The following is a 21,474-nucleotide window of genomic DNA, read 5'->3' as shown; positions in this document are numbered from 1 at the left end:
AGGAGGCGGCGCGCGACAAATGCCAAGCAGGCCAAGGCCTTCGGCGGCGCGGCGACGGTCACCGATGGCCTCGACAACATGGCCGCGCTGGAAGAAGACCTGACCGCATTGCAGTACCACCTCTATTCCGAGCCCTGGCCCAAGGACGACGACGCAGAACGGTCGGTGGACGAAATCTTCCTTGTCCTGCTCATCGACGTCCTGGCGCTGATGGTCGCCGCTGACGGCGCAGTCGACGATCGGGAAATCCTCGAAGCCCAAGTGCGGGCGGCAGAGCTCTTCGGCAATTTTGACCGCGACGGATGCCGTGAGCGCTGCCGGACGCCGGACCAAATCCCTTCGCTCGACAGGAGGGTCTCCTTTGCCGACAAGCTGCTGACCGAAACGGGCATCGAAAACCTGAAGCTGGTGCTGCGGAAGATCGCAGCGCGGACGGCGTGGTGCAGGACGAAGAGGCCCGGCTGCTCGACCAGCTGGACGCCTCTCTCAAGTCTGAGCCCCCATGGCCAGGCTGAGGCGCCATGGCCGGTTTCATGCCCGGCGCGGATTTGCTATCTGGCGAGCATGAAAAGTCTCCTTGCCGCCGCCTTCATAGCTTTTCTGGCCGAGACGCCCCTGGCGGACCCTGCCGAGGAAGCACGCGCCCAATCGCTGATGCGGGAAATCCGTTGCGTGGCCTGCGAGAATGAACCTGCCTCCCAGTCCTCAGCGGCGATTGCCGAAGACATGCGCATCCGCATCCGGGAAATGGTCGAGGCGGGTGCCTCAGACAAAGAAGTCCGGGACTGGTTTGTCAGCCGATATGGTGAATTCGTCCTGTTCCGTCCGCCGGCCCGTGACCCTTCTGGCTGGCTGCTCTGGGGGCTGCCGTTTGGTCTGCTCGCAACAGGTGTGGTGACCGGCCTGATCCTCGCGCGGAAAGCCGGCCGGAAATCAACCGAAATTGAGGCGGAAGACGTCTGACCGCCTGCCGCAGCGCCTGCTGCAGGCAGTTCACATTCGCGGGAAATCACCTAACTGTCTTTTAATGACCACATTACGTGTGTCATGTTTAAGTGCACCCACGCAGCCTGAACGGGCGGCAAATTCACTTCTCTGGAGAGGTTGATGAACAAATTTGGCGTTTCGGCGCAGACACTTGTGGCGGCAGCCGTCGGCGCCGCGCTCATGGGATCCGCATTCGCCATTCCAAAGCTGATCCCGTCGGAAGCCGGAGCTCAGCCGATCGCGATCCAGGCGCCCCCCGGCGCCCCGCTCAGCTTCGCTGACCTGATCGAAAAAGTCGAACCCGCTGTCGTCTCGGTCAACGTCGTCTCGACGCAGGACATGAGCGAACTTGGCGACATGGATGAGTTCTTCGAGCAGTTCCGCGGCATGCCAGGCCTTGAAGATTTCTTCGAACAGCGCCGCCAGCAGCAGGAGCAGGAAAGCCCGCGCACCCGCGAGGCCCGCTCCCTGGGTTCCGGCTTCTTCATTTCACAGGATGGCCTGGTGGTGACGAACAATCACGTCATCGAACGCGCCACGCAGATCCAGATCGTGATGAGCGACGGACGTGAACTGGACGCCGAACTTGTCGGTACAGACCCGCTGACAGATCTTGCCGTCGTCCGCGTGAAACAACCCGGCCCTTATCCCTATGTGTCGTTCGGCACGTCCAAGGACATCCGTAAAGGTGACTGGGTGGTCGCGCTCGGCAACCCGTTCGGGCTCGGCGGCTCGGCCACCGCAGGCATCCTTTCGGCTGACGGCCGCGAACTCGGCGCCGGCAGCCCGTATACGGACTTCCTCCAGATCGACGCGCCGATCAACCGCGGCAACTCCGGCGGCCCGACCTTTGACCTCAAGGGCAACGTGATTGGCGTGAACTCGCAGATCCTTTCACCCACCGGCGGCTCTGTCGGCATCGGCTTTGCCATCCCGGCCGAACTCGCCCGCGAAGTTACCGATACGCTGATCCGCAATGGCCGCGTCTCGCGCGGCTGGCTCGGCGTGCAGATCGGCGACCTGACGCCCGAGTTTGCCGAAGCTCTCGGCCTTGAAGATGTCAAGGGCGCCCTGATCGCCGACGTCACGAGCGGCAGCCCTGCTGAACGTGCCGGCCTGAAGCGCAATGATATCATCCTTTCTGTCAACGGCCAGAAGGTCACCGATTCCACCTCGACCACGCGTCTCGTGGCCAAGCTTATCGCCAACACCAAGAACGAGTTCGCGATCCTGCGAGATGGCAAGCCCCAGTCGATCAGCGTTACAGTGGGCGAGCGCCCGGCAGACCCGAGTGCTGCGACCCCTGCCGGCGACGGCAACGGCAACAGCGTCGGCCCCGGCGCCCCGTCTGCCCTGCCCGGCACGCTGCTTCCGGACTTCGGCGTACGCCTCGCCCCGATGGATGAAGAGACGCGCACGCGCCTCGGCCTTCGCCCCGGCGATACCGGCCTGGCCATCACGGAAGTCGTCACGGACGGCATCTTCGAGAAAGCCGGCTTCGAGAACGGCATTGTGATCCTTGAAGCCAACGGCCGCGCCGTTCCGACCGTGGACGCGTTCCAACGCGCCATTGTCGAAGCCAAGGCGGCCAACCGTTCCAAGGTGCTGCTGGCCCTCCGCATTGGCCAAGTCACTAACTACCGCACGATCGACCTTCCCAAGTAACCCGCGTTAATGGAGCCCCTGATGGCGGATACGCTTCACCATCGATCCCTCAAGGTTCTCGTGATCGAGGACGATCACGAGATGGCCGACTTCATCGAGAAAGTTCTCGCGGATGCCGGACATGACGTCGAATGTGCCCGTGACGGGGCTGCCGGGCTTGCCCGGGCCCGCGCGGCAGATTTCGATGCCCTCGTCGTGGACCGGATGCTGCCCGAAAAGGACGGCCTCACCCTGATCAAGGAGTTCAGAGATGCCGGCGGCACGACGCCTGCCCTTTTCCTGTCGGCGCTCGGTGATGCGCACAACAAGGTGCAGGGCCTGAAGGCCGGCGCAGAGGACTATCTCGGCAAACCCTTCGTGCCCGCCGAACTGGCCGCCCGGGTGGAAGCCCTCGGCCGGCGGACGACAGCCGAGCCGCAGGTCACCACCCTGAAGGCCGGCGACCTGGAAATGAACCTCCTGACCCGCAAGGTCACCCGAGCCGGCAAGAAGATCGATCTCCAGCCACGCGAATTTCGCCTGCTGGAGTATCTGATGCGCCATGCCGGCCAGGTCGTGACACGCACGATGCTGCTGGAGAAGGTCTGGGACTACAATTTCGATCCCCAGACCAATGTCATCGACGTGCACGTCTCCCGCCTGCGCGCGAAGATCGACAAGGACTTCCCCGAGCCCCTGCTGCAGACCGTGCGGGGCGCAGGTTACCGCCTTCAAGGCTAGACGGCGATCAAGGGGGCTGGCACCTAGGCGCCCATGAAGCTGCCCCCCAACTGGCCGGCCTGGCTCAGTCCTGAGCATATCGCCAAGCTGCCCGCGAAATTCGCCGGGCAGTTTTCGCGATTCCCGGACGATTTTCGCCTGCCGATCCCGGAGCGGGTTCGCAAGGCCATGCCGATCTTCGTGCGCACGACGACGTTCAAGCTTGCCCTGCTCTACAGCTTGATGATTGCGGCCTTCTCAGGCGCTTTGCTGGCCTATCTGTATTACTCCACCGTCTATTACATTCGCGTTGAATCCGAACGCCGCATCACCGTGGAGTTCGAGCAGCTGGCGAATGCCTACTATACCGGCGGCATGGAACGCCTCAGCCAGTCGGTGTTCGAGCGGATGACGCTGTCAGGCTCGCCCTTCTACTACTACCTCGAAGACACGTCCGGCCGGAAGATTGCGGGCCACTTCCCGCGCCTGCCAGACGAGCCGCCAGAATCGGGTACGAAGACGGTCTATTTCGATTTCGAACTTCCGCAGACGGATGGAACGAAGGTCCTTCGCCCGGCCGCTGGCCGGATCGTGCGGCTGGTCGACAATGGCGGCGCCCTGATGGTGGCGTTCGATACCGCGCAGCAGACGGTCATCGTGGACCGAATCCAGAGCGCCATTCTCGTCGCCGCGCCCGTTGCGCTGATCCTTTCCCTGTTCGGCGGCGTTCTGATCACGCGCGGCGCGGCCCGGCGCGCCGAGGAACTGGCGAAGACGGCTGAGGCGGTCATCGGCGGTGAGCTCAGCCGGCGCGTGCCGGTGCGCGGGACGGGCGACGAATTCGACCGCCTCGCCCAGCGCATAAACGCCATGCTCGACCAGATCGGCAAGCTGGTCGAAGCCTCGCAAAATACAGGAAACGCCATCGCGCACGACCTGCGCTCGCCGCTGACACGCCTGCGCAACCGTCTGGAGATCGCGCTTTCGCGGCCAATGTCGGAGGAGGACGCGAACACCACGCTCGGCGAAACGGTAGAAGAGGTGGACCGCGTGCTCGACACGTTCAACGCCATCCTGCGCCTTGCCCGGCTCGACGCCGGCACCGAGGGCCTGCGTGTTCGGATGGACCTCAGCGAGGTGGCCGAAGAACTCGCCGAGCTGTTCGATCCGGCCTGCGAAGAAGCCGGCCTCAAGTTCCGCAGCCAGATCACGCGCAATCAGCTGGTGTTGGGCGACCGCGAACTGATCGGACAGGCCATCTCGAACCTGATCGACAATGCCATCAAGTATACGCCAGAAGGCGGCTCGATCTCGCTCAGCGTGTCACGCGGTCCCGAAGCGATGATCGACCTGACGGTGCTCGATACCGGCCCCGGCATTCCGGCTGACGAGCGCCCCAAGGTGATCGAACGGTTCCACCGGATGGACTCGGCGCGCACCCAGCCCGGCTCTGGCCTCGGCCTGTCGCTGGTGCAATCGGTGGCCGACCTGCACGGCGGCGAACTGGTGTTGGCGGACGGCGTGGGCCCGAAGGATTGCCCCGGCCTTAAAGCGACGCTTCGGCTGCCGCGGGCCTAGCTGCGCGGCGCGAAGGCCACAGGCCGAGGAAGCCGCCGAGCCCGATCAGCGTAACGCCCAGAAAGAGAACGTCGACCAGCGGGTTGAAGTAAACGCGGAATACCCACCGCGATTCCCCGTCCACTTCGCGCGCTTCGCCCAGCGCGATGTAGAGGTCACCGGCGCCGGTCTTGTGGATCGCTGTTTCAGTCGTGGGCATGGCCGCCGCCGGATAGTAGCGTTTCATCGGCGTCAGCGTTGCCGTCTGGCCGTCCTTACGGGCTGTCAGCACCGCGCGGTCAGCATACCAGTTGGGGCCTTCGATCGCGCGGATCTCGTCGAGCGTGATGTTCCACCCTGCTACCGTGCCCGAGCCACCCTCCGGCAGCGCCAGCGTGGCCTCGTAGCGCCCGGTCGTCTCGACCACCGCTCCGATCACGAACAGACCGAGCCCGATATGCGCCAGGGTCATCGACCAGACGCGGCGCGGCAACTTGAACACGCGGCCCGGCGTGATCGCCCGGCGTTTCAATTCCCAGATCGCCCCGCCCACAAGCCAGACGCCGAGCGCAAGACCAAAGGCGGCGCCTGCAGAAATGTCGAGCAGCCCGACACCCAGTAGCAGGAAGACTGCGACCAGCGCCGCACCTGCAGCTGCCCAGCGCAGCCAGCCCTTTACGTCCGCCTTCCCCCAAGCCCAGGCCTGGACGATTGGCAACAGGATGAGGATCAGCGTGAGGATCGGCACGAAGGTGAGATTGAAGTAGGGCTCGCCGACCGAAATGGTGCGCCCGAAGGCTTCGGCGATCAGCGGGAACAGCGTGCCCAGCAGCACAGTCAGCGCCGCCACGATCAGCACGACATTGTTCGCCATCAGCGCGCCTTCGCGGCTGATCAGCGTCCAGGCCTTGCCGCCTTCAAGCTTCGGCGCGCGCCACGCAAAGAGGCCGAGCGCAAAACCTCCATAGGCCAGAAGCCCCATCAGCAACACCGTGCCGCGTTCAGGGTCTACCGCGAAGGCGTGCACCGATGTCAGCACGCCGGAACGCACAAGGAAGGCGCCGAGGATCGAAAACAGGAAGGCGAGGACCGCAAGCAGCGCGGTCCATGCAGCAAAGCCTTCCCGCTTTTCGGTGACGACGACGGAGTGCAGCAACGCGGCGCCGATCAGCCAGGGCATCAGCGATGCATTCTCTACGGGGTCCCAGAACCACCAGCCACCCCAGCCCAGTTCGTAATAGGCCCAGTAAGATCCGAGCGCGATACCGAAGGTGAGCGGCGCAAAGGCGGCGAGCGACCAGATGCGCACTTCCTTCGCCCATACGCGGTCGATGCGGCCTTCCATCAGACCGGCGGCGGCGAGCGCGAAGATGAAAGAGTAGCCGACATAGCCGAGATAGAGCATCGGCGGGTGGATCGCGAGCGCTGGGTCCTGCAGCAGCGGATTCAGTTCGCCGCCCTGAAACGGCGCGGGGTCAAGGCGCAGGTAGGGCGAGGACGCAAACAGGAGATAGGCGAGCGCGCCGACACCGAGCAAGCCCTGAATGCCGAGCGCGCGCGCTTCGAAAACCTGGCGGCCCGTATTCATGGTCGCCGCCGCAATCGCGCCGAAGCCAATGGTGACGAGGCACCAGAGCGCCATCGAGCCTTCATGGTTTCCCCATGTGCCGGCGATCTTGTAGACCATCGGCTTCAGCGTGTGGGAATTGTTGGCGACGAGCGCGACCGAGAAATCCGACGTCACGAAGGCGTTGATCAGCGTGAGGAAGGACAACGCCATCACGGCGAAGGCAGAGATGGCCGCAAGACCAGCAAGCCGGCGCTCTCCGCGCAGGCCGAAGATGCCCTGCGCAAGCGACAGAGCAATGGCAAGGAAGGCAGCGAAATGACCGGCCTCGATCATCCGCCCGCCTCGAGCGGTTTCAGTTCGCGCGGCTGGTAATTCTCGTCATGCTTGGCCAGCAGTTGCTTCGCCGTGAACGTGCCATCCGGTGCGAAGGAGCCTGTGGCGACAACGCCCTGCCCCTCGCGGAACAGGTCCGGCGCCACGCCGTTGAACCGCACAGTGATGATGTTCGGGCTGTTATCGATGACGATGAACTGCATGGTCGTGCCGCCGTCAGAATAGGTCAGCGTCCCCGGCTCGACCCAACCGCCAACCTTCACTTCCTTGCCCTCCCGCGGCAGGCCTTTTTCGGCCAGTACTTCCGGCGTGTAGAACAGGTTCGCATTCTCCCGCAGGGCGAAGAAGGCGAGTATGGCTGCGCCCAGCACCAGGAGGGCGGCGAGTCCAAAGGTGTAGAGTCGGCGGGTACGGGCGCGCATGGAAGAATGTATAGGGCGCACCGGCCGGTTTGGGGAGTGCGGCAATGCGGCGGGCTACTGAGGGGGCGCCGCCGCCCCTTGCTCGCCGATCGCCTCGATCATCGCACGGAACCGCTCGCGCCGCGGGTCGTCTTCCGGAAGGCGTGCGTAAATGTAGCGCATGGCCTGTTCGGCCTTGGCCTGATCGCCCGCCTGCGCGGCGCCCATGGCAGCAAACATCCCCGCGCGGACCTGCGTTTCGTCCAGCTCATAGGCTCGGGCATAGAGGCGCGTCGCGTCTGCGCTGACCGCCCCGCCACCCAGTTCGACCAGCACGTCGGACAGTGCCACCAGCGCCGGTACATAGTCCGGGTTGCGGCGAAGGGCCGACTGGTAGGCCCGGAGGGCATCATCCGGCCGGTTCTGCGCGCGCAGCATCTCGCCGATGAAGAAATGTGGCTCCGGCGCGGTAGGCTGGTCCTTGATGGCCTGCTCGAGCCGAGACAATGTCTCGGCCGCAGACAGTGATTGCGGATCGGTGCGTATCTTCTCGGCCAGCGCTTCCTGGCGCAGGCTCATCGGCAGGTCGCCCATGCCGGGCTTGCCGAATACGAAATAGCCGGCCGCACCGAGCGCAAGCGCGCCGCCGAGGATCAGCCAGTTGGAGCGGGACATCAGGGAAGTCGTCATGGGCGCGGAAACCGGAGTGTGGCGCTGAGGCCGCCCAATGCAGCCACGCCGAGTTCGAAGCGGCCCTTATGCAGTTCGGCGAGTTCCTTGACAATCGACAGGCCCAGCCCCGTGCCCGGCGTCGTCTCGTCCAGCCGGACGCCGCGCTTCATCGCTGCTTCCCGCTCTTCTTCGCTGAGCCCCTTGCCGTCATCTTCGACGATGATCGTCAGCCCCTGCGGCGTATCGGATACCGTGACCTTCACTTCGGTGGACGCCCATTTGCAGGCGTTTTCCATCAGGTTTCCGATCATTTCCTCGAAATCCTGCTGCTCGCCCCGGAAGATGGCTGACGCGCTGCCCTCCACCGTCACCTCGATACCCTTGGCATCGAACAGGCGGTTCAGCAGCCGCGCGAGACCGTCGATCACGGGGCGGATTTCCGTCCGTGCGCCGATCGTCTCGGCCCGCGCCGCAACGCGGGCACGCTTCAGGTAATGCTCCACATTGGTCTGCATCGCTTCGGCCTGCCGGCGCACGACATTATCCAGCTGCGTCTGCCCGGCTGCTTCGTTCTTCAACACCGCCAGCGGTGTCTTCAACGCATGTGCGAGGTTACCCACGTGGGTGCGCGCGCGGTCCACGACCTCGCGGTTATGCTCGATCAGCTTGTTCAGTTCCTCCGTCAGGGGACGAACTTCGGAGGGATAGTCGCCGCCCAGCTTCTGTGCATCGCCCTCGCGTACTTTCGCCACATCGGCCTGCAGCTTGGCGAGCGGATTGAGGGAGTAGCGGATGCCGAGCAGCATGGCCGCAAACACGCCGCCGAACAGCGCGATCATCGTACCCAGCAAGAGATTGCGGAACTGCGTCGCCGAAGCATCGTTCGGTGTGCGGTCCGAGGCCGCGACGAGTATCAGCGGCGTCGCCCGGTTCTCGATCACGATGGCTTGCACCGCCACGCGCGAGCGCTGGTCCGCCGGGCCGTTATAGTTGCCATATTGCGTGATGCCCGGTGCGGTGACGGCACGCTCGATCAGCTCTGCCGTGATCGGCACATCCTCATCCCACAGGCTCTTTGACCGGAAGTCACCGGCGATGCTGCCATCTTCGTTGAGGCCTACCACGGCCCAGTATTGCCCCGAATACTGGGTCTGGAAGCGGACATCGCTCGGGAAGAAGTCTCGGTTGGTATTGGTGATCCGGCCATCCGGCAGGAAGGCATCCTCGCGGATCAGCTCGCGCGACAGGGTCACCAGCGTTTCCTGCAGGTCGCGTTCCACCAGCGCCAGCGTCTGCGCCCGGTAGACTGCCGACAAGGCCAGCGCCCCCCCGATCAGCACGAAAAGGCCCCAGACGGCGGCCGCAATGGTAATGCGGCGCGCCAACGAGACGCTCGACCAGCGGTCTATCAGGCTTTTCTGCGGGGCGCCGGTCGTTTCGCTCATAGAGGCGGTTTAGCCTCTGTTTGCGTCATCCCGCAACGCGCGCCTCTTCATCCGGCACAATCAGGCGGTAGCCGAGGCCCCGCTCAGTCTGGATACGGTCCTGGCCGATCTTGCGGCGGAGGCGCCCGATGAACACCTCGATCGTGTTCGAGTCGCGGTCGAAATCCTGATCATAGATATGTTCCACCAGTTCCGTCCGCGGCACGACCCGGCCCTGATGGTGCATCAGGTAAGACAGGACGCGGTACTCGTGGGCAGTCAGCTTGATCGGCTCGCCATTGACGGTCGCCCGCGCGGCGCGCGTGTCTACCATCAGCTTGCCGCACTCCAGTGTCGCCGCCGAATGGCCGGTCGCCCGGCGCAGCAGGGCACGCAGGCGGGCCAGCAATTCTTCGGTGATGAAGGGCTTCGTCAGATAGTCGTCCGCGCCCGCATCGAAGCCGGCTACCTTCTCGCTCCACTGGTCGCGGGCAGTCAGGATCAGCACCGGGAAAGCCTTACCTTCCTTGCGCCAGCTCTTCAGCACGCTGACACCGTCGATCTTGGGCAGGCCGAGATCGAGGATCACGGCGTCATAGGGTTCGGTCTCGCCGAGGAACTGGCCGTCTTCACCATCTGCTGCAAGGTCGACTGCATAGCCGGCCTGCGAGAGCGCGTCCGCCAGCTGGCGGCGCAGGTCTGCATCATCTTCGACGACCAGGATTCTCATCAGTACTGCCTCTTCAATTACCTTTTGAACGCGTCAGCCGCCACTACGGCTGATGATCGCGCCCGTTTGCGCGTCGACCGTAACATGAACCTTGCGGCCGTCATCGGTCAGCCAGTCTATTTCGTACACCGCTTCGCCGGAGCCCTGCGAGTAGAGGTCGGCGCCGAGCTGGTAACCACCATACTCACGCTTCAGCGTCTGGAAGATCTTGCTGAGAGGCACCGTGCGCCCCTCTTTCACGGCATCGCGGGCCTCACCCGGCGAGAACTGGTTGCCCCAGCCCTGGTCCTGCCCCTGGCCGAGGGCAGAGGGGGCGAGCATCAGGCCGAGGGCGGCGAGGGAGGCAAGGGTGCGTTTCATGAGGCTCCATATGCGGGCGAGGCTCTGAACGTTAAGTGAATGGTGCAGTTGAGCTGCAGTCAGCCTAACGCCACCCCCCGATGATCGCCCCGGCCGCAATGTATCCAAGCAGCAGATGGACCGCGTCCATCAGTAAAAGTCCAGCTTTTTCAGGGCTATAAACAAAAGAGTATAGCCGTGTCGACAGCACGATGAAAAACCAGACCTGCACCGCCAGCAGGACGCCCATGGCGAGATTGTCGACCCGTGCCAGCTTGAACAGGATGGCAAGGCCGATGGCCGTCAGAATCGGCATGACCGGGGAAACGGCCATCTTCCACGCGTGTGGCTGCAGCAGCTCTTTGGTATATCCGGAAAGGCGGAGCCAGAGGCCCGAGAAGACAAGTCCGTAGATCAGGAACCCGACAGCATAGACTGCGGCCGCCGCCGCCAATACCGCCAGCCAGTTGTCGCCGGCAAGTATTATCGTATCCGAATGCGGCATGTTTCCCTCCCCGGAGATGCCTCGGAGTGAAGCTATGCTTCATGCGGGGCTATGTCGAGCCGCTCCCAGAGACCGTCAGAGCCGGGATGCTTCGATCTGCGCATTGGCGTGCATCCAGACATGCTCGAAGTGCTCGCGCAGGTGTTTCGCCTGATGGCTTTTTTGCCTTGCGCTTCCAACGCGCCTGCAAGACCTGCCATGGACGAGCCGCTATGAGGATACGCCTCGATCTGCTCGAAACGGACATTCGCTGCCAGCTTTTCAGCCGTCTGAAGGGTCAGCGCGCTCTGGCCGGACATCCCGGCAGCGGCCCACAGGAAGTGTAGGTTGTGCGGGTAGCACATCGCCGGATAGAAGCCCTGCGCATTGCATTGGGCGATGTAGTCCTCACCCACCTTCGCCGCCCGGATATTGGCCTGCGCGGCATCTTCATAGCGGCCGACCCGCCAGAAAACATGTGAAGGCATGTGAACGAGATGCCCGCAAACGGGCACCAGCGTGGAGAGGCGATCGGCCTCATCCTCTGCCCGCGCGGCATCAGGCGAGGCCTCTACTGCATGCAGATAGAGGTGCAGCGCGAGCGGATGGTTCGGCGAACGCTCCAAGATTGTTTCGGGCGCATTGATCAACTGGACCGTACCCTCCCTGGGCAATCCGTCTACGGACCAATAGTTCCAATGCATCGTGTTCATTCGTGCTTCGGCATAGATCGCGGCGGCATCGTCGTCCTCCGGATAAGCAGCGGCGTATGCCCCGATGGCATTCGCCCAGGCAATGTCCTGCGGATCGCGCTCTGCATCAAAGTCCGCGCTGCAGCGTGCGGCGAGCGTATCGATCAGCGCCTGCTCTAGCGCTGTCGCCTTACCGTTCAGCTGTACCACCTTCCGGATCTCCGCATAGGCCGCCTGCCGGTCGGCCATCGACATCACGGCCTTGCCCTTGCTCGTCACATTGATGTTCGGACCCGTCGCCAGCGCCGCTCCCCAGACACACATTGCGCAATCCGGATCGAGCCTCTGCGCCGCGCGGAACGAGCGGATGCTCTCGGCATGATTGAGCCCGAAGGAGAGGACCATCCCCTGATCGAGTATCGTTGGGCATCAGGGTTTGAAGTCGATATCGTGCTGTGAAGTTTTTCCCCTGCCCTCGAACAGCAGCGCTCCGGCGCGTTCGGCGAGACTGCTGCTGTTTTCAGCGGCGGGCGCGTCCAGAGAGACCACGGGCGTTGCATCCGGACTGCACCAGCCGTCAATCGTCTGACAGCCTCCGAGCATCAGAGCGCCCGCCGACAACAGTACCATCCTGATTTTCGTTTTTCCTGCCCTGTTGGCCAAGTCACTGGCTTCGACAGGTGACGCCTATCGAGAGGCATTCCTAACACCTCCGCCGGAAGGAGTTTGGTGCGAAGCCTTACCGACCCTCCGCCCAGCGGCGCAGACCGTCGTCTTTCGGATCGCTGAGGACAATCTCCAAGCGGACATAAAGATCGCCGGGCGGTGTCAGCTGCACGCCCTTGCCTTTCAGCCGCAGCTGGGAGCCCGTGTTCGATCCCGCCGGGATCTTCAATGAGACCGGCCCGGACGGCGTGCGCACTTCGACCGTGCCGCCGAGCACCGCCGTGCGCAGGTCCACGCTCAGCGCCATCCGCAAGTCCTTGCCGTCGCGGGTCCAGATCTGGCTCTCGGCCACATCAACTTCCAGCAGCGCATCACCCGGCGCACCCCCGGAAGGCGAGGGCTGGCCCTGGCTCTTCAGCCGCAGCGTTTGGCCGCTGGTGATACCCGCCGGTATGTTCACGTCCAGCGCGCTGCCATCGGCCATCGACATGCGCCGGCGCGCGCCGGTCACCGCGTCTTCGAAGCTGATCTCCACGCGGTAGCGGACATCGCGGCCCTTCTGCGGACCCGGGTTACGGCGCCGTCCGCCCCCGCCAAACATGCCGGAGAGAATGTCCTCGAAAGGATCGCCCTGCGCTCCGAACGGACTGCCGCCGCCTTCCCAGCGCCCGCCGCCGCCGCCCGGAAAGCCGCCACCGGCAAAGCCTTTCGGATTGCCGTCGCCATCTATCTCGCCGCGGTCGAACTTGGCGCGCTTTTCCGCATCACCAAGGATCTCGAACGCACCGGACAGGCGCTTGAACTCTTCTTCCTTAGCCTTGTCGCCGGGGTGCTGGTCCGGGTGCAGCGTCTTCGCCTTCGCGCGGAACGCTTTCTTGATCTCGGCCTCCGTGGCCGAGCGGGAAACTCCCAGAACTGAATATGGATCGAGCGCCAAACCGGGCTCCTCGCCGCAAATGCCGTGTTGGACCTACAGGTAAGGTGATCCGGGCCGGATTGAAAGCCATGGCCCGGTGCGGCCATCCGGCCCTGTCTCAGCGGCCGGCGGCCGGAATCGTGCCTTCCGGCACGGCGCGGCCGGCCGATTCGGTCTCGATCCGGCCTTTTCGTAACTGCCGCCGAGGCCGAACTCCCCCGCAGCCCGCCCGGCATTCGGCGCCTCCGGGCAGGCCCGGCTATGCGCGAGGTACCGTCCCCGGCGCCATCAGCGGCCGAGCCCGGTGCGAACGCGAAGGCGGTACGGCTGCCAGGGCAGGTTGTCCTGGCGGGTGACGGCGAGCGTCGGTGTTCTTCTACCGCCCACCTTCCAGGTCAGGTCCGGCCGGAGTTCCGCCGCCGGATGGAAAAGGATCGCCTGCAGCATCGGTATCCAGCATTCTGCCTTGCGGCGCACCATACGCTGCTGACCCGTCCGCCCACGGATCGCCCAGGCCTTCAGCAAGACGCTGAATCCCCTACCGGCTGCATGGCTCGGCTGCGCAGCAGCAACACCGCTGCCACTTCTGCAACCATCCGCACACGCCTGTACCCCACTGCGTTGCGCAGGTAAGCGCCGCAGATCCGCTACCCCGCATCCCGCGCGCTGCGCACTGGCCTGCGCTCTGATTCCAAAAGGCCATGTCGATGTCATGGCGGCCTGGCCGCGCGCTGTCTGTCTGCACGGCCATGAAGCAAACCCCGCCGCACCCCTTACCGGACCCAAGCGGCGCGATTTGCAGCCTGTATTTCCCGATGCTTTGAATCGTTAGGAATTTTTTATTGCCGCTTACCCAGAAAATGTAGGCACAAGTGTTTTCTTGTGCCTCTAAATCTGCCATCACCCGGGGTCAGAAACGGACTAGACCGAAAGAGAGAAACTCCATGTCGGCCCGCGTTATTTCGATTGCCAACTCCAAAGGCGGGGTCGGCAAGACCACCACCTGTGTCAGCCTTGCCGAAGCCTTTGCCGCCGCCGGCATGCGCACGCTGGTGATCGACCTCGACACTCAGGCCAATGCTTCGCTGCTGATCTTCGGTCATGCCGGCGACGAACACCTGTTCCGGGCGATCAACGACTACGCAACCATCTCCGACTGGCTGCTGGAAAACTTCTTCGCCGGCGAACAGCGCCGCTTGTCCGAATTCATCGTCACCAATGCCAGCGACGTCACCTTCAAGGGCAAAGCCTTGCCGCTGGACCTTATCCCCTCCTCGCCGCGTCTGCGAAAAACGGAGCGCGAGCTGATCTTCGAACTTACCGCCAAGGGCTACGCCATGGAGGCCTTGCAGAACCAGGTCGGCAAGCGCCTGCGCGACGACCTGAACCTGCTCAAGGCCGACTATGACGTGATCTTGTTCGATTGCCCGCCCGGCATCTCGGTGATGACTGAAACCGTCCTCGCCGCCAGCCACCTGATCATCGTGCCGACTATCCCTGATTTCATGTCGACGCTCGGCCTTGACCTGTTCACCGGTGACATCATGAAGAATCTGCGTAACCGGGATATTGCGACACTGCCCGTCGTGCTCGCCACGCGCTTCGACAACACGCCCCACCAGCAGGTTGTCCTCGGCGCGATGCGGGATGCGTCGAATGCCAAGGAAACCGAGTTCGCGATGTTCAGCACCATCATCCCGCTGAAATCCGGCTTCGCCTCGAACCCGATCGAACTCGGACCGGACCCCACGCTTCAGGCCAAATGGCCGGGTGACGCGCTCGGCATCATCGAGAAGCTTCTCGTCGAAGTACGGGAGAAGCTCGCATGAGTTTTGGCGGCGGCTCCCCCGGTCTGAGGGCCATCGAGGCACTCGTCGCGGCGCGCGGAGACTTCTCCGCTATCGCCGACAAGGACTGGGCCGCCGCGGCCGGCCTCATCGTCAAGAAACTGCTGGTCTCCGCCGGCCAGACACACGCGAGCCTCACAGCCCTTCGCGATGCTGTCGGCGAGGAAATCTTCGATGGCCAGCTGAAAACCCTGTCGCATCACCAGGCAAAACAGCTCGCCCGCCGGCTCGACAAGGCCGCGCCGGACCTTGAAGTCTCCACCGCCCGCGCCGCCATCGGCTATATCCGCACGCTGCTGACGCCTGCGGCCGCCGCAGAGGAACCTGCGCCAAAGGCCGAGATTGAAATTCCGTCCGATCCGTCCGCGGAAGAGACCGTCGCCGCCGATCCGGCCACGGACGAAACGGTCAACGCCCCCTCGGAGGACGAGACACCTCCGTCGCCCCCCGCCGGCCCGAACCCCTATTTCGGCCGCAAGTCCTTCCGCACAGGCTGAACGCCCGCTGCCGTCACCTGCGGGCGCCCATGCTTCAATTCACGGAAAAATCGAATAGCGGCTGATCCCTCAGCCTGCGGACAACGCCGTGTGCCCCGCTGCAGGCGCCGCATCGTTCGCCGGCGCTGCCGCCACGTTCCACAGCGCCCGAAAGGCCGCGCCTGCCAGCTTCGCCTGACCGGTGTCGCGGCCCGTCATCGAGAAGTTGCCTTCCTCGAACGAGGCCGAAAACCAGGCCTTCAACGGCCTGCCCGTCCACACGGCCACGCGGCCGAAATTCACCTGTTCGACAATCTCGCCCTGCTCGGGCACGTTCACCACGCGCACGGTCCGGCGCGCCGTCTCGTCGCCATAGACCGCCGCCACGGCCGCGACGACATCCGTGCCGCTCAGCTTCGTGAAAATCGCCTCAAAACCAACGCCCTGGGCCTCGAACTCCGGGAGCCGCGCCAGCATATCCCGGGCCACCCTGGTGTCCGGGCTGCGGGCAATCAGCTGCACCTTCAGGTCGTCTCCCTGGCGCGCTGCTGCGGCCAACCGGCCGATCACGTCGGGCACCGTGGGAAGCCTTTCGCCGGCGGGCGATCTGGACTGGGTCATGGGGTCTGCCTCGCATCAGCCGGGCAGCCCGAGCCTTCTGCGGCCGCCACCGGTCTGACGCCAACCATCCGCAGAATCCGTAAAGAAGCTGTTTACGTTCTCCGTCAGGCCTCCGGACGCCTCTCAGCGTCGCCGCGGGCCTCATCCTCCGCGCCCGGCATGTCCGGTATCATCGCCTGCAGCACCATTTGCTCGAACGCCCCCGGAAGGAACCGGTAGGCCACGAAGTTCGCGTGCGATTTCGGCAGCTTCAGCGGCAGCGGCGACGCCGCCACCGGCTCCATGTCCTCCTCGTAGCGTGCCCCCGGCCCAACCTCATTGTCATTCTGCGGCTTCTGCACCAGCCGGCTGCCGGACGCGGCCAGCTGCCGCTCGATCGTCGCCGACGACACGCTCGCCCGCTTGATGATCTTGCCCGCCTGCCATGCGATCCTCAGCGTATTCAGGATCTGCGTCGCCTGCTCCTCCGCCAGCGTCCCGCTCACCGGCAGCGCCAGGTACACCTCATCGAAATGCGTGAACACATAGGGCCTCAGGAAACTGAAATCCGGATTGTCCTGGATCTCATGCGCGCCCTGCACCAGAGCCAACGGCCGCTCCTTCTCCCCGCGCAGTTCCCGCATCATGCGCGAGAAGGCGGCAAACTTCTCTGTCGGCTGACTCCACAGCGCCGAGAGGAAGAGCAGGGCGTCGATCACGATGGCGAGGCCCAGCGGCAGCGCATCGTTGCGCCGCAGGCCCTGCTGGCCCTCCACTAGTTCCTTCACGTCCATGCTCGACATCTTGTCGCTGGCCGCCTCATCCGTCCGTGTACCGAGCGCCTCGCGGATCGCATCGCGCCGTACCGCTTCCTCGCGCTCAGTCTCTGTCTGCGTCTGCGGCCCGTCGACCAGTCCACGCAACGGCGCCGTCAGCGTGAACCAGAACCGGTCCAGCGCCTCACGCGTCGCCGCCGCGCCAGCATAGCTGTCCAGCTCCGAAATCGGCAGTACCGGCAGCGCCTCAAGATCCGCTGCCACGCCGTTCAGCTGGCTCGCGATTGTCGTGTTGTAGCATTTGAACGGCGTACCAGTGCCCTCCTCAACGCGCGTCAATGAAGGGTTGCCATACTCGCCCGCCCATGTCCGCAGGTTGGTGATGTAGTTCTGCACGCTCTGGCTTGTCGCCAGCGCCTCCAGCGTCGCGCCCGCCTTGTTGGCCGCCCCCGCCGCCGCGCGGAACACTTCCTCGCGCTGCGCCGGCGTCACTTCGCTGGCGCCCTTCGCGCCCAGCTCGCGCACCGTCTCGATCGATGTGCGCACCACTTCCGCCTCCGTCCTCACGCTCGCAATCTGCGGCGTCAGAGCCATCACTAGCGCATTGATCTCCCCCGCCCGCGCCGCCAGGTGGCGCGTGCGGGGCCCGTCGCCACCGCCAGAGACTTCGCCGCACTGATTGCCGCTTTCGCGCTCCGCCGCCGACAGCGCCGTGAAGTTCGTATTCAGCGTCGTCAGCGTCGCCAGCGTCCCCGCCAGTTGAGTATCCGCCACCGTGATCTCGCGGTCAAAGACCGTCAGGTAGCGCTCGGCATCGCCCACGGCCTGCGTGCGCGCCTCCAGCTGCGTCCAGTAGAACGCAAATCCGAAACTCACCGAGATCAGCAGCGTCACGATATAAGTGATCACCAGCGAAACGCGCGGCCAGAAATCACGACCCGAACGGAACATCTCGCTGACCGAGTAGGCCATGATGATCGTCGTGGCGAAGATGAACAGGAAAACGCCCGTCACGCCCCAGAAGCCGAAACTGTTGTCGCCGGACTGGAGCACTTCCAGCATGCCCGTATACGTCCCAATGAACGAGATCGTCACAAACACTGCGAGGCTGAACATCGGTACCGATGCAAATATCGGCAGCGCCTTCGCTGCCGCGCCCAGCTGGCCCAGCCGCTGCGCGGTGGAGTCGATAACCGCCCCAGCATTGAATCCCGGTCCTCCGGGTGCGGAAGGACCCTGCTCGCTATCGCTGCGTTGCCATGGAAACTTCAAGGTGCGTCCTCCAGGAGATCACGTAGCAACACATCGGCAACCGGCGCCAGAACGCCCCCGCCAAGGTCCTTGGCGAAAGCGCCGCGGTTCGATCCGGCGCCCAGCGATATGACATAGGAATAGGCACGCCCGTCCGCAAACTCGATGCCGCCGGCGATCCACAAGTCGGACTCGTTATACGCCGCCAGCGACCCCGCCGAAACCGATCCCGTCTTCGCTATATGCAGCGCTACATCCTTGCGCGCGTCGGCGCACCAGGCCGACAGCCGCCGCAACGTGCCATCCTTCGTGTCACAGATCGGCTGGCTCAAAACGTCGCGCAGGAACCGGGCCTGCCCGTCGCCGATCGTCTCCGCCAGCGTCAGCGTTGTGCGCTCCGGCGTCTCCAGCCGGAAGCTGTAACCACCGTCCGCCGCCGCCTCGATCAGCCGGTAGCGTTCCACGAAGAACGGCTGTGTCACCGCGCTGGTCTCGCCCTGCGCCGCCTGCAGCGCCGCCGCCGCCAGCCAGTGCACGGCGCGCGGGCGTCCGGCAAACCGGCCAAGCGCGAGGTTCGTCGCCATCGGGGTCTGCCGGTGGCGCTCGGGCAGATAAAACCCGAACGCGTTCATCAGCTCCAGCATCCGCTCGATCGACGTGCCCTCGCCCAGCGCGCGCACCAGCGCCGGGTTCAGCGACGAACCGAACGCGCGGGCCAGCGTCACCCGCGCCGGCGTTGCACCTACAGCCGATGTCGCACATCGCTGCTGCAGTCCCTGCATGCACGCATTGCTCACCGTCTGGCCCGGATCATCCTGCCCGCCTTCAGCCAGCAGCAGCGCCGCCGCCAGCTTCGCGACCGAGCCGATCGAGCGCGTCTCGAACGCGCGGTCATATGCCCCGCGCCCAAAGCCTGGCACCAGGGGCCGTGTCTCGCCAAAACCGGAATACGCCGTCGTCGCCGAGGAATTGTAATAGCGCACGATCCGTCCGGTCTGGTCCGCCGCCGCGACCACCAGCGCCGTGTCGCCGTCCTTGATGCTGAGGCTGCCAAGTTCATTCACGACGCGTTGCGGCAGTGCGCCCTGCCGAAACCGCCCGCCCTCCACCAGCTGCTCGCCGAGCGTCATCGCCGCCTCACGCGCCCGCGCCCGGAACTCCGAATTCTTCGCCACGTCGAGCGTCACCTCGACCTCGCGCACCTTGCCGCGCCAGGGGTGCGTGCCCTGCAGGCGCGTCGGCAGGCGCTTCGCCGGATCAACGGCCTTTGTTGCCTGCGCCGCCGTCACGGGCGCCAGCAGGTCCGTCAACTCAGCCACCACTTCGCGCTGCACGTTGGGCGCCAGTTCCTTCGCCAGCCGCATCGGCGCCACCAGCGGCACCTCCGCCGTCATCCCCCCCCGTCGCATCACGTCCAGGAAAGCCGCTTCCGTCCGGCCCACATTGGCCGGCACGCGCAGCTCCGCCAGCCGCGCCCGGGTCGCGATCCGAAGCGCCCGGCTGTCGATCACCCGCGTCCCGTCGGCCAGCCGCGCATCCTCGCCCGCGCACAAAAGCGCCCGCCGCCGGTCTTCCTCCACGCCGATCAGGTCGTACAGGATTTCGGCGCGCGCCTCCTCGCTCGCTGGCCAGGCAATCGGCCGGCGTACCGCTGCCGCCAGCACCAACTGCTCGGCCGGGTCCAGGTCTTCGGCGCGCTTGCCAAACAGGAACTGCCCGGCCGCATACACGCCGTAGATGCTGCCCTGCTCGTCGCCCCCGCCCTGCACCAGCGGAATGTGCTGCGCGAACCACCGCTCCAGCCCGCGCGTGTCGCCGTTCTTCACGAGATACCGGTTCAGCACCGGCGCCTCACTCAGCTCGTAGAACTTGCGCCACACCGGATCTGAATTGCGCGAGTGCATCTTCCACATCGACCGGGCGAGCTGCATCTCGATGGTCGAGCCGCCCCGCTGGCTGATCGGCAGGCGTGCGAGATGTCCCACATCCACGCCGTAGCGGTTGCGCCATTCGCCCCGGTGCCGGTCCTCGGTGAACACCACGCAGCGCCAGAAGTACGGCGGCGCCTCCGCCACCGGCACGGCCTTGTGGTCCGGCGACATCGCAAACCGGCTCAGGTCCGCGCGCTCGAATTCGCCAAGGTGGTCATGCTCGGTCTCCGGATGCACGATCCCGAAATACCGCCCCTCGCTGTCATAGAGCGCCACTGCCCGCGCGCGAAGATCAGCAAACTGGAATGCATTCCACCGCGCCTTGCCATTGATGAGCAGCGCTCCGTTGATCCAACCGAACCAGGCAAGCGTTCCGAAATAGAGCCCAAAAAAAACCAGAAGGAACACGCCCAGCGTCCGCCGCTGTCCGCCCTGCACCGCCACAGCCGGCACCCGCGTCGTCCACCGCGCCAGCCCGACCACGAAGTCGCGGGCCGATTCGAGTAACCTCACGAGGATACGCACCGGCGTCGGTTTTCCTTCTGGCAGCAACCTGAACGAAAACCTTAACGGAGATGAACAGCGTGTGAAGCAGCCAGACGCAGGCCCGGCTTAAGCCTCGATCAGCTTCGCCCGCAGCTCCGCCTGCAGCGCCGTATCCACGTTCAGCACGTCCATCAGATACCCATCGAGCGAACCTGCGCCGGCGTTGATCGCGGCAAATGCCCGGTCGAGATACTTCAGGTGCACACCCATGAACGGGCGGTAGACTTCTGCCGGCAGGTCTTTGCCGATCATCTGGTTGAAATAGGCCGCCGCTTCCGGCAGCCGCTGGTTCACGCCCACGGCTTCGTTGGTCAGGTCATAATCGGCCCGGATATCCGCGTCCGACACGCCCAGAATGTGATGCGTCAGTGCGCAGAGAATGCCCGTGCGGTCCTTGCCGGCTGCGCAGTTCACAAGCCCCGCCGCCTCGCCTGGCGCCTCAGCCAGCTTCACAAACCAGTCGCGGAACAGCGCCTGATGGTGCGCCTTGAACGGCGCCTTCTCGTAATACTCGCCCATCCACTCGTCGGCCGCTGCCGCGTCCACCGTCACCTGCGTCAGGAAGCGCATGTGCGGCGCCTCGCTCTCGCGCCCGCCATCATGGGTGATCACCACCGGCGGCGCAAACCGGCTCTTCTGCTTGTCGCGCTCGTCCGGCCGGCGCAGGTCCGCCTGCACATGGATGCCGAGCGCGTCCATCTTCACGAGTTCGTCTTCGCTCGCCTCGGCATGGTGCCCAGAGCGGTACAGCCGCCCCATCCGCACCCGGCCGCCATGTCGGCTGTCATAGCCCCCGAAATCCCGGAAATTGCGGATCGTTTCAAAGGCGAGCAGGCGCGGAGGTGTCTGTGTCATACCTCGGACTAAAACGCACCCTCGCCCGCGTCCAGTGACAATGCAGTGTCACGCCGG

Annotated in this window: 21 protein-coding genes; 6 read left to right on the top strand and 15 right to left on the bottom strand. The window is 64.7% G+C overall.

Features of this window, described 5'->3' with window-relative positions:
* Positions 1–78 precede the first annotated feature (78 nt).
* The 4 genes from Q0C17_RS04485 (at position 79) to Q0C17_RS04470 (ending at position 4,929) form a co-directional block, all read left to right on the top strand.
* Entirely contained in the window at positions 79–963 is an 885-nt protein-coding gene (locus Q0C17_RS04485; protein WP_291201948.1) for a cytochrome c-type biogenesis protein, read from the top strand.
* 144 nt (positions 964–1,107) lie between these two features.
* The gene (locus tag Q0C17_RS04480; RefSeq protein ID WP_291201945.1) at positions 1,108–2,652 is read left to right on the top strand and encodes a trypsin-like peptidase domain-containing protein; all 1,545 of its coding nucleotides are present in this window, start codon (positions 1,108–1,110) and stop codon (positions 2,650–2,652) included.
* A gap of 21 nt (positions 2,653–2,673) precedes the next feature.
* Positions 2,674–3,372 (top strand): response regulator transcription factor, encoded by a 699-nt coding sequence (locus Q0C17_RS04475; protein WP_291201942.1) that lies wholly within the window; start codon positions 2,674–2,676, stop codon positions 3,370–3,372.
* Between the two features lie 33 nt (positions 3,373–3,405).
* The gene (locus Q0C17_RS04470; RefSeq protein ID WP_291201938.1) at positions 3,406–4,929 is read left to right on the top strand and encodes an ATP-binding protein; all 1,524 of its coding nucleotides are present in this window, start codon (positions 3,406–3,408) and stop codon (positions 4,927–4,929) included.
* Here the strand turns inward: Q0C17_RS04470 and Q0C17_RS04465 are convergent.
* The 11 genes from Q0C17_RS04465 to Q0C17_RS04415 all read right to left on the bottom strand — a co-directional run bounded on the left by Q0C17_RS04465 (position 4,898) and on the right by Q0C17_RS04415 (position 13,660).
* Entirely contained in the window at positions 4,898–6,811 is a 1,914-nt protein-coding gene (locus Q0C17_RS04465; RefSeq protein ID WP_291201935.1) for a heme lyase CcmF/NrfE family subunit, read from the bottom strand. The genes Q0C17_RS04470 and Q0C17_RS04465 overlap by 32 nt on opposite strands.
* A complete protein-coding gene (locus tag Q0C17_RS04460) occupies positions 6,808–7,233 on the bottom strand; it encodes a cytochrome c maturation protein CcmE (protein WP_291201932.1) in 426 nt (141 codons plus the stop codon). Before Q0C17_RS04460 ends, Q0C17_RS04465 begins: the two co-directional genes overlap by 4 nt.
* Positions 7,234–7,287: 54 nt before the next feature.
* Positions 7,288–7,902 (bottom strand): tetratricopeptide repeat protein, encoded by a 615-nt coding sequence (locus Q0C17_RS04455; protein WP_291201929.1) that lies wholly within the window; start codon positions 7,900–7,902, stop codon positions 7,288–7,290.
* Positions 7,899–9,329: an ATP-binding protein gene (locus tag Q0C17_RS04450; protein WP_291201927.1), complete on the bottom strand. Its 1,431-nt coding sequence runs from the start codon at positions 9,327–9,329 to the stop codon at positions 7,899–7,901. Before Q0C17_RS04450 ends, Q0C17_RS04455 begins: the two co-directional genes overlap by 4 nt.
* 25 nt (positions 9,330–9,354) lie before the next feature.
* Positions 9,355–10,038 (bottom strand): response regulator transcription factor, encoded by a 684-nt coding sequence (locus tag Q0C17_RS04445; protein ID WP_291201924.1) that lies wholly within the window; start codon positions 10,036–10,038, stop codon positions 9,355–9,357.
* Between the two features lie 33 nt (positions 10,039–10,071).
* Entirely contained in the window at positions 10,072–10,398 is a 327-nt protein-coding gene (locus tag Q0C17_RS04440) for a PepSY domain-containing protein (RefSeq protein ID WP_291201921.1), read from the bottom strand.
* Between the two features lie 64 nt (positions 10,399–10,462).
* Positions 10,463–10,882 carry a DUF1761 domain-containing protein gene (locus Q0C17_RS04435; RefSeq protein ID WP_291201918.1) on the bottom strand — a complete coding sequence of 140 codons (420 nt, stop codon included), beginning with the start codon at positions 10,880–10,882 and terminating at the stop codon, positions 10,463–10,465.
* A 32-nt stretch (positions 10,883–10,914) separates the two neighbouring features.
* Positions 10,915–11,958, bottom strand: a complete 1,044-nt coding sequence (locus Q0C17_RS04430; protein ID WP_291201915.1) for a hypothetical protein — start codon at positions 11,956–11,958, stop codon at positions 10,915–10,917.
* Between the two features lie 24 nt (positions 11,959–11,982).
* Positions 11,983–12,216 (bottom strand): hypothetical protein, encoded by a 234-nt coding sequence (locus Q0C17_RS04425; RefSeq protein ID WP_291201912.1) that lies wholly within the window; start codon positions 12,214–12,216, stop codon positions 11,983–11,985.
* Between the two features lie 76 nt (positions 12,217–12,292).
* A complete protein-coding gene (locus Q0C17_RS04420) occupies positions 12,293–13,156 on the bottom strand; it encodes a J domain-containing protein (protein WP_291201909.1) in 864 nt (287 codons plus the stop codon).
* Between the two features lie 267 nt (positions 13,157–13,423).
* Positions 13,424–13,660, bottom strand: a complete 237-nt coding sequence (locus Q0C17_RS04415) for a hypothetical protein (RefSeq protein WP_291201907.1) — start codon at positions 13,658–13,660, stop codon at positions 13,424–13,426.
* A gap of 419 nt (positions 13,661–14,079) precedes the next feature.
* On the opposite strand from Q0C17_RS04415, the gene Q0C17_RS04410 reads away from it, so the two are divergent.
* Both Q0C17_RS04410 and Q0C17_RS04405 read left to right on the top strand, forming a co-directional pair.
* The gene (locus Q0C17_RS04410; RefSeq protein WP_291201905.1) at positions 14,080–14,964 is read left to right on the top strand and encodes an AAA family ATPase; all 885 of its coding nucleotides are present in this window, start codon (positions 14,080–14,082) and stop codon (positions 14,962–14,964) included.
* The gene (locus Q0C17_RS04405) at positions 14,961–15,479 is read left to right on the top strand and encodes a hypothetical protein (protein ID WP_291201902.1); all 519 of its coding nucleotides are present in this window, start codon (positions 14,961–14,963) and stop codon (positions 15,477–15,479) included. Before Q0C17_RS04410 ends, Q0C17_RS04405 begins: the two co-directional genes overlap by 4 nt.
* Before the next feature lie 69 nt (positions 15,480–15,548).
* Here Q0C17_RS04405 and Q0C17_RS04400 read toward each other — a convergent pair whose 3' ends face one another.
* The 4 genes from Q0C17_RS04400 to Q0C17_RS04385 form a co-directional block, all read right to left on the bottom strand.
* Positions 15,549–16,079, bottom strand: coding sequence for a hypothetical protein (locus tag Q0C17_RS04400; RefSeq protein ID WP_291201899.1), 531 nt, complete (start codon positions 16,077–16,079; stop codon positions 15,549–15,551).
* 104 nt (positions 16,080–16,183) lie between these two features.
* A complete protein-coding gene (locus Q0C17_RS04395; RefSeq protein WP_291201896.1) occupies positions 16,184–18,106 on the bottom strand; it encodes a hypothetical protein in 1,923 nt (640 codons plus the stop codon).
* Positions 18,103–20,541, bottom strand: coding sequence for a transglycosylase domain-containing protein (locus tag Q0C17_RS04390; RefSeq protein WP_291201892.1), 2,439 nt, complete (start codon positions 20,539–20,541; stop codon positions 18,103–18,105). Before Q0C17_RS04390 ends, Q0C17_RS04395 begins: the two co-directional genes overlap by 4 nt.
* 87 nt (positions 20,542–20,628) lie before the next feature.
* On the bottom strand, positions 20,629–21,417 hold the full coding sequence (locus Q0C17_RS04385; RefSeq protein ID WP_291201889.1) for a tyrosine-protein phosphatase: 789 nt from the start codon (positions 21,415–21,417) through the stop codon (positions 20,629–20,631).
* Positions 21,418–21,474: the final 57 nt, after the last annotated feature.

The organism is Hyphomonas sp., assembly GCF_022844445.1.
In the GTDB taxonomy this organism is placed as follows: Bacteria; Pseudomonadota; Alphaproteobacteria; order Caulobacterales; family Hyphomonadaceae; genus Hyphomonas.
Note: the sequence above shows the minus strand (reverse complement) of the source record. Positions and strands in the feature narration are given on the sequence as shown.

Bases quoted from the DNA above. Each gene is read 5' to 3' on its own strand.
- Q0C17_RS04450 (WP_291201927.1), bottom strand. From the start codon at position 9,329: ATGAGCGAAACGACCGGCGCCCCGCAGAAAAGCCTGATAGACCGCTGG.
- Q0C17_RS04480 (WP_291201945.1), top strand. From the start codon at position 1,108: ATGAACAAATTTGGCGTTTCGGCGCAGACACTTGTGGCGGCAGCCGTC.
- Q0C17_RS04440 (WP_291201921.1), bottom strand. From the start codon at position 10,398: ATGAAACGCACCCTTGCCTCCCTCGCCGCCCTCGGCCTGATGCTCGCC.
- Q0C17_RS04410 (WP_291201905.1), top strand. From the start codon at position 14,080: ATGTCGGCCCGCGTTATTTCGATTGCCAACTCCAAAGGCGGGGTCGGC.
- Q0C17_RS04485 (WP_291201948.1), top strand. From the start codon at position 79: ATGGCCGCGCTGGAAGAAGACCTGACCGCATTGCAGTACCACCTCTAT.
- Q0C17_RS04455 (WP_291201929.1), bottom strand. From the start codon at position 7,902: ATGACGACTTCCCTGATGTCCCGCTCCAACTGGCTGATCCTCGGCGGC.
- Q0C17_RS04470 (WP_291201938.1), top strand. From the start codon at position 3,406: ATGAAGCTGCCCCCCAACTGGCCGGCCTGGCTCAGTCCTGAGCATATC.
- Q0C17_RS04465 (WP_291201935.1), bottom strand. From the start codon at position 6,811: ATGATCGAGGCCGGTCATTTCGCTGCCTTCCTTGCCATTGCTCTGTCG.
- Q0C17_RS04385 (WP_291201889.1), bottom strand. From the start codon at position 21,417: ATGACACAGACACCTCCGCGCCTGCTCGCCTTTGAAACGATCCGCAAT.
- Q0C17_RS04405 (WP_291201902.1), top strand. From the start codon at position 14,961: ATGAGTTTTGGCGGCGGCTCCCCCGGTCTGAGGGCCATCGAGGCACTC.
- Q0C17_RS04400 (WP_291201899.1), bottom strand. From the start codon at position 16,079: ATGACCCAGTCCAGATCGCCCGCCGGCGAAAGGCTTCCCACGGTGCCC.
- Q0C17_RS04445 (WP_291201924.1), bottom strand. From the start codon at position 10,038: ATGAGAATCCTGGTCGTCGAAGATGATGCAGACCTGCGCCGCCAGCTG.
- Q0C17_RS04435 (WP_291201918.1), bottom strand. From the start codon at position 10,882: ATGCCGCATTCGGATACGATAATACTTGCCGGCGACAACTGGCTGGCG.
- Q0C17_RS04460 (WP_291201932.1), bottom strand. From the start codon at position 7,233: ATGCGCGCCCGTACCCGCCGACTCTACACCTTTGGACTCGCCGCCCTC.
- Q0C17_RS04430 (WP_291201915.1), bottom strand. From the start codon at position 11,958: ATGGTCCTCTCCTTCGGGCTCAATCATGCCGAGAGCATCCGCTCGTTC.
- Q0C17_RS04475 (WP_291201942.1), top strand. From the start codon at position 2,674: ATGGCGGATACGCTTCACCATCGATCCCTCAAGGTTCTCGTGATCGAG.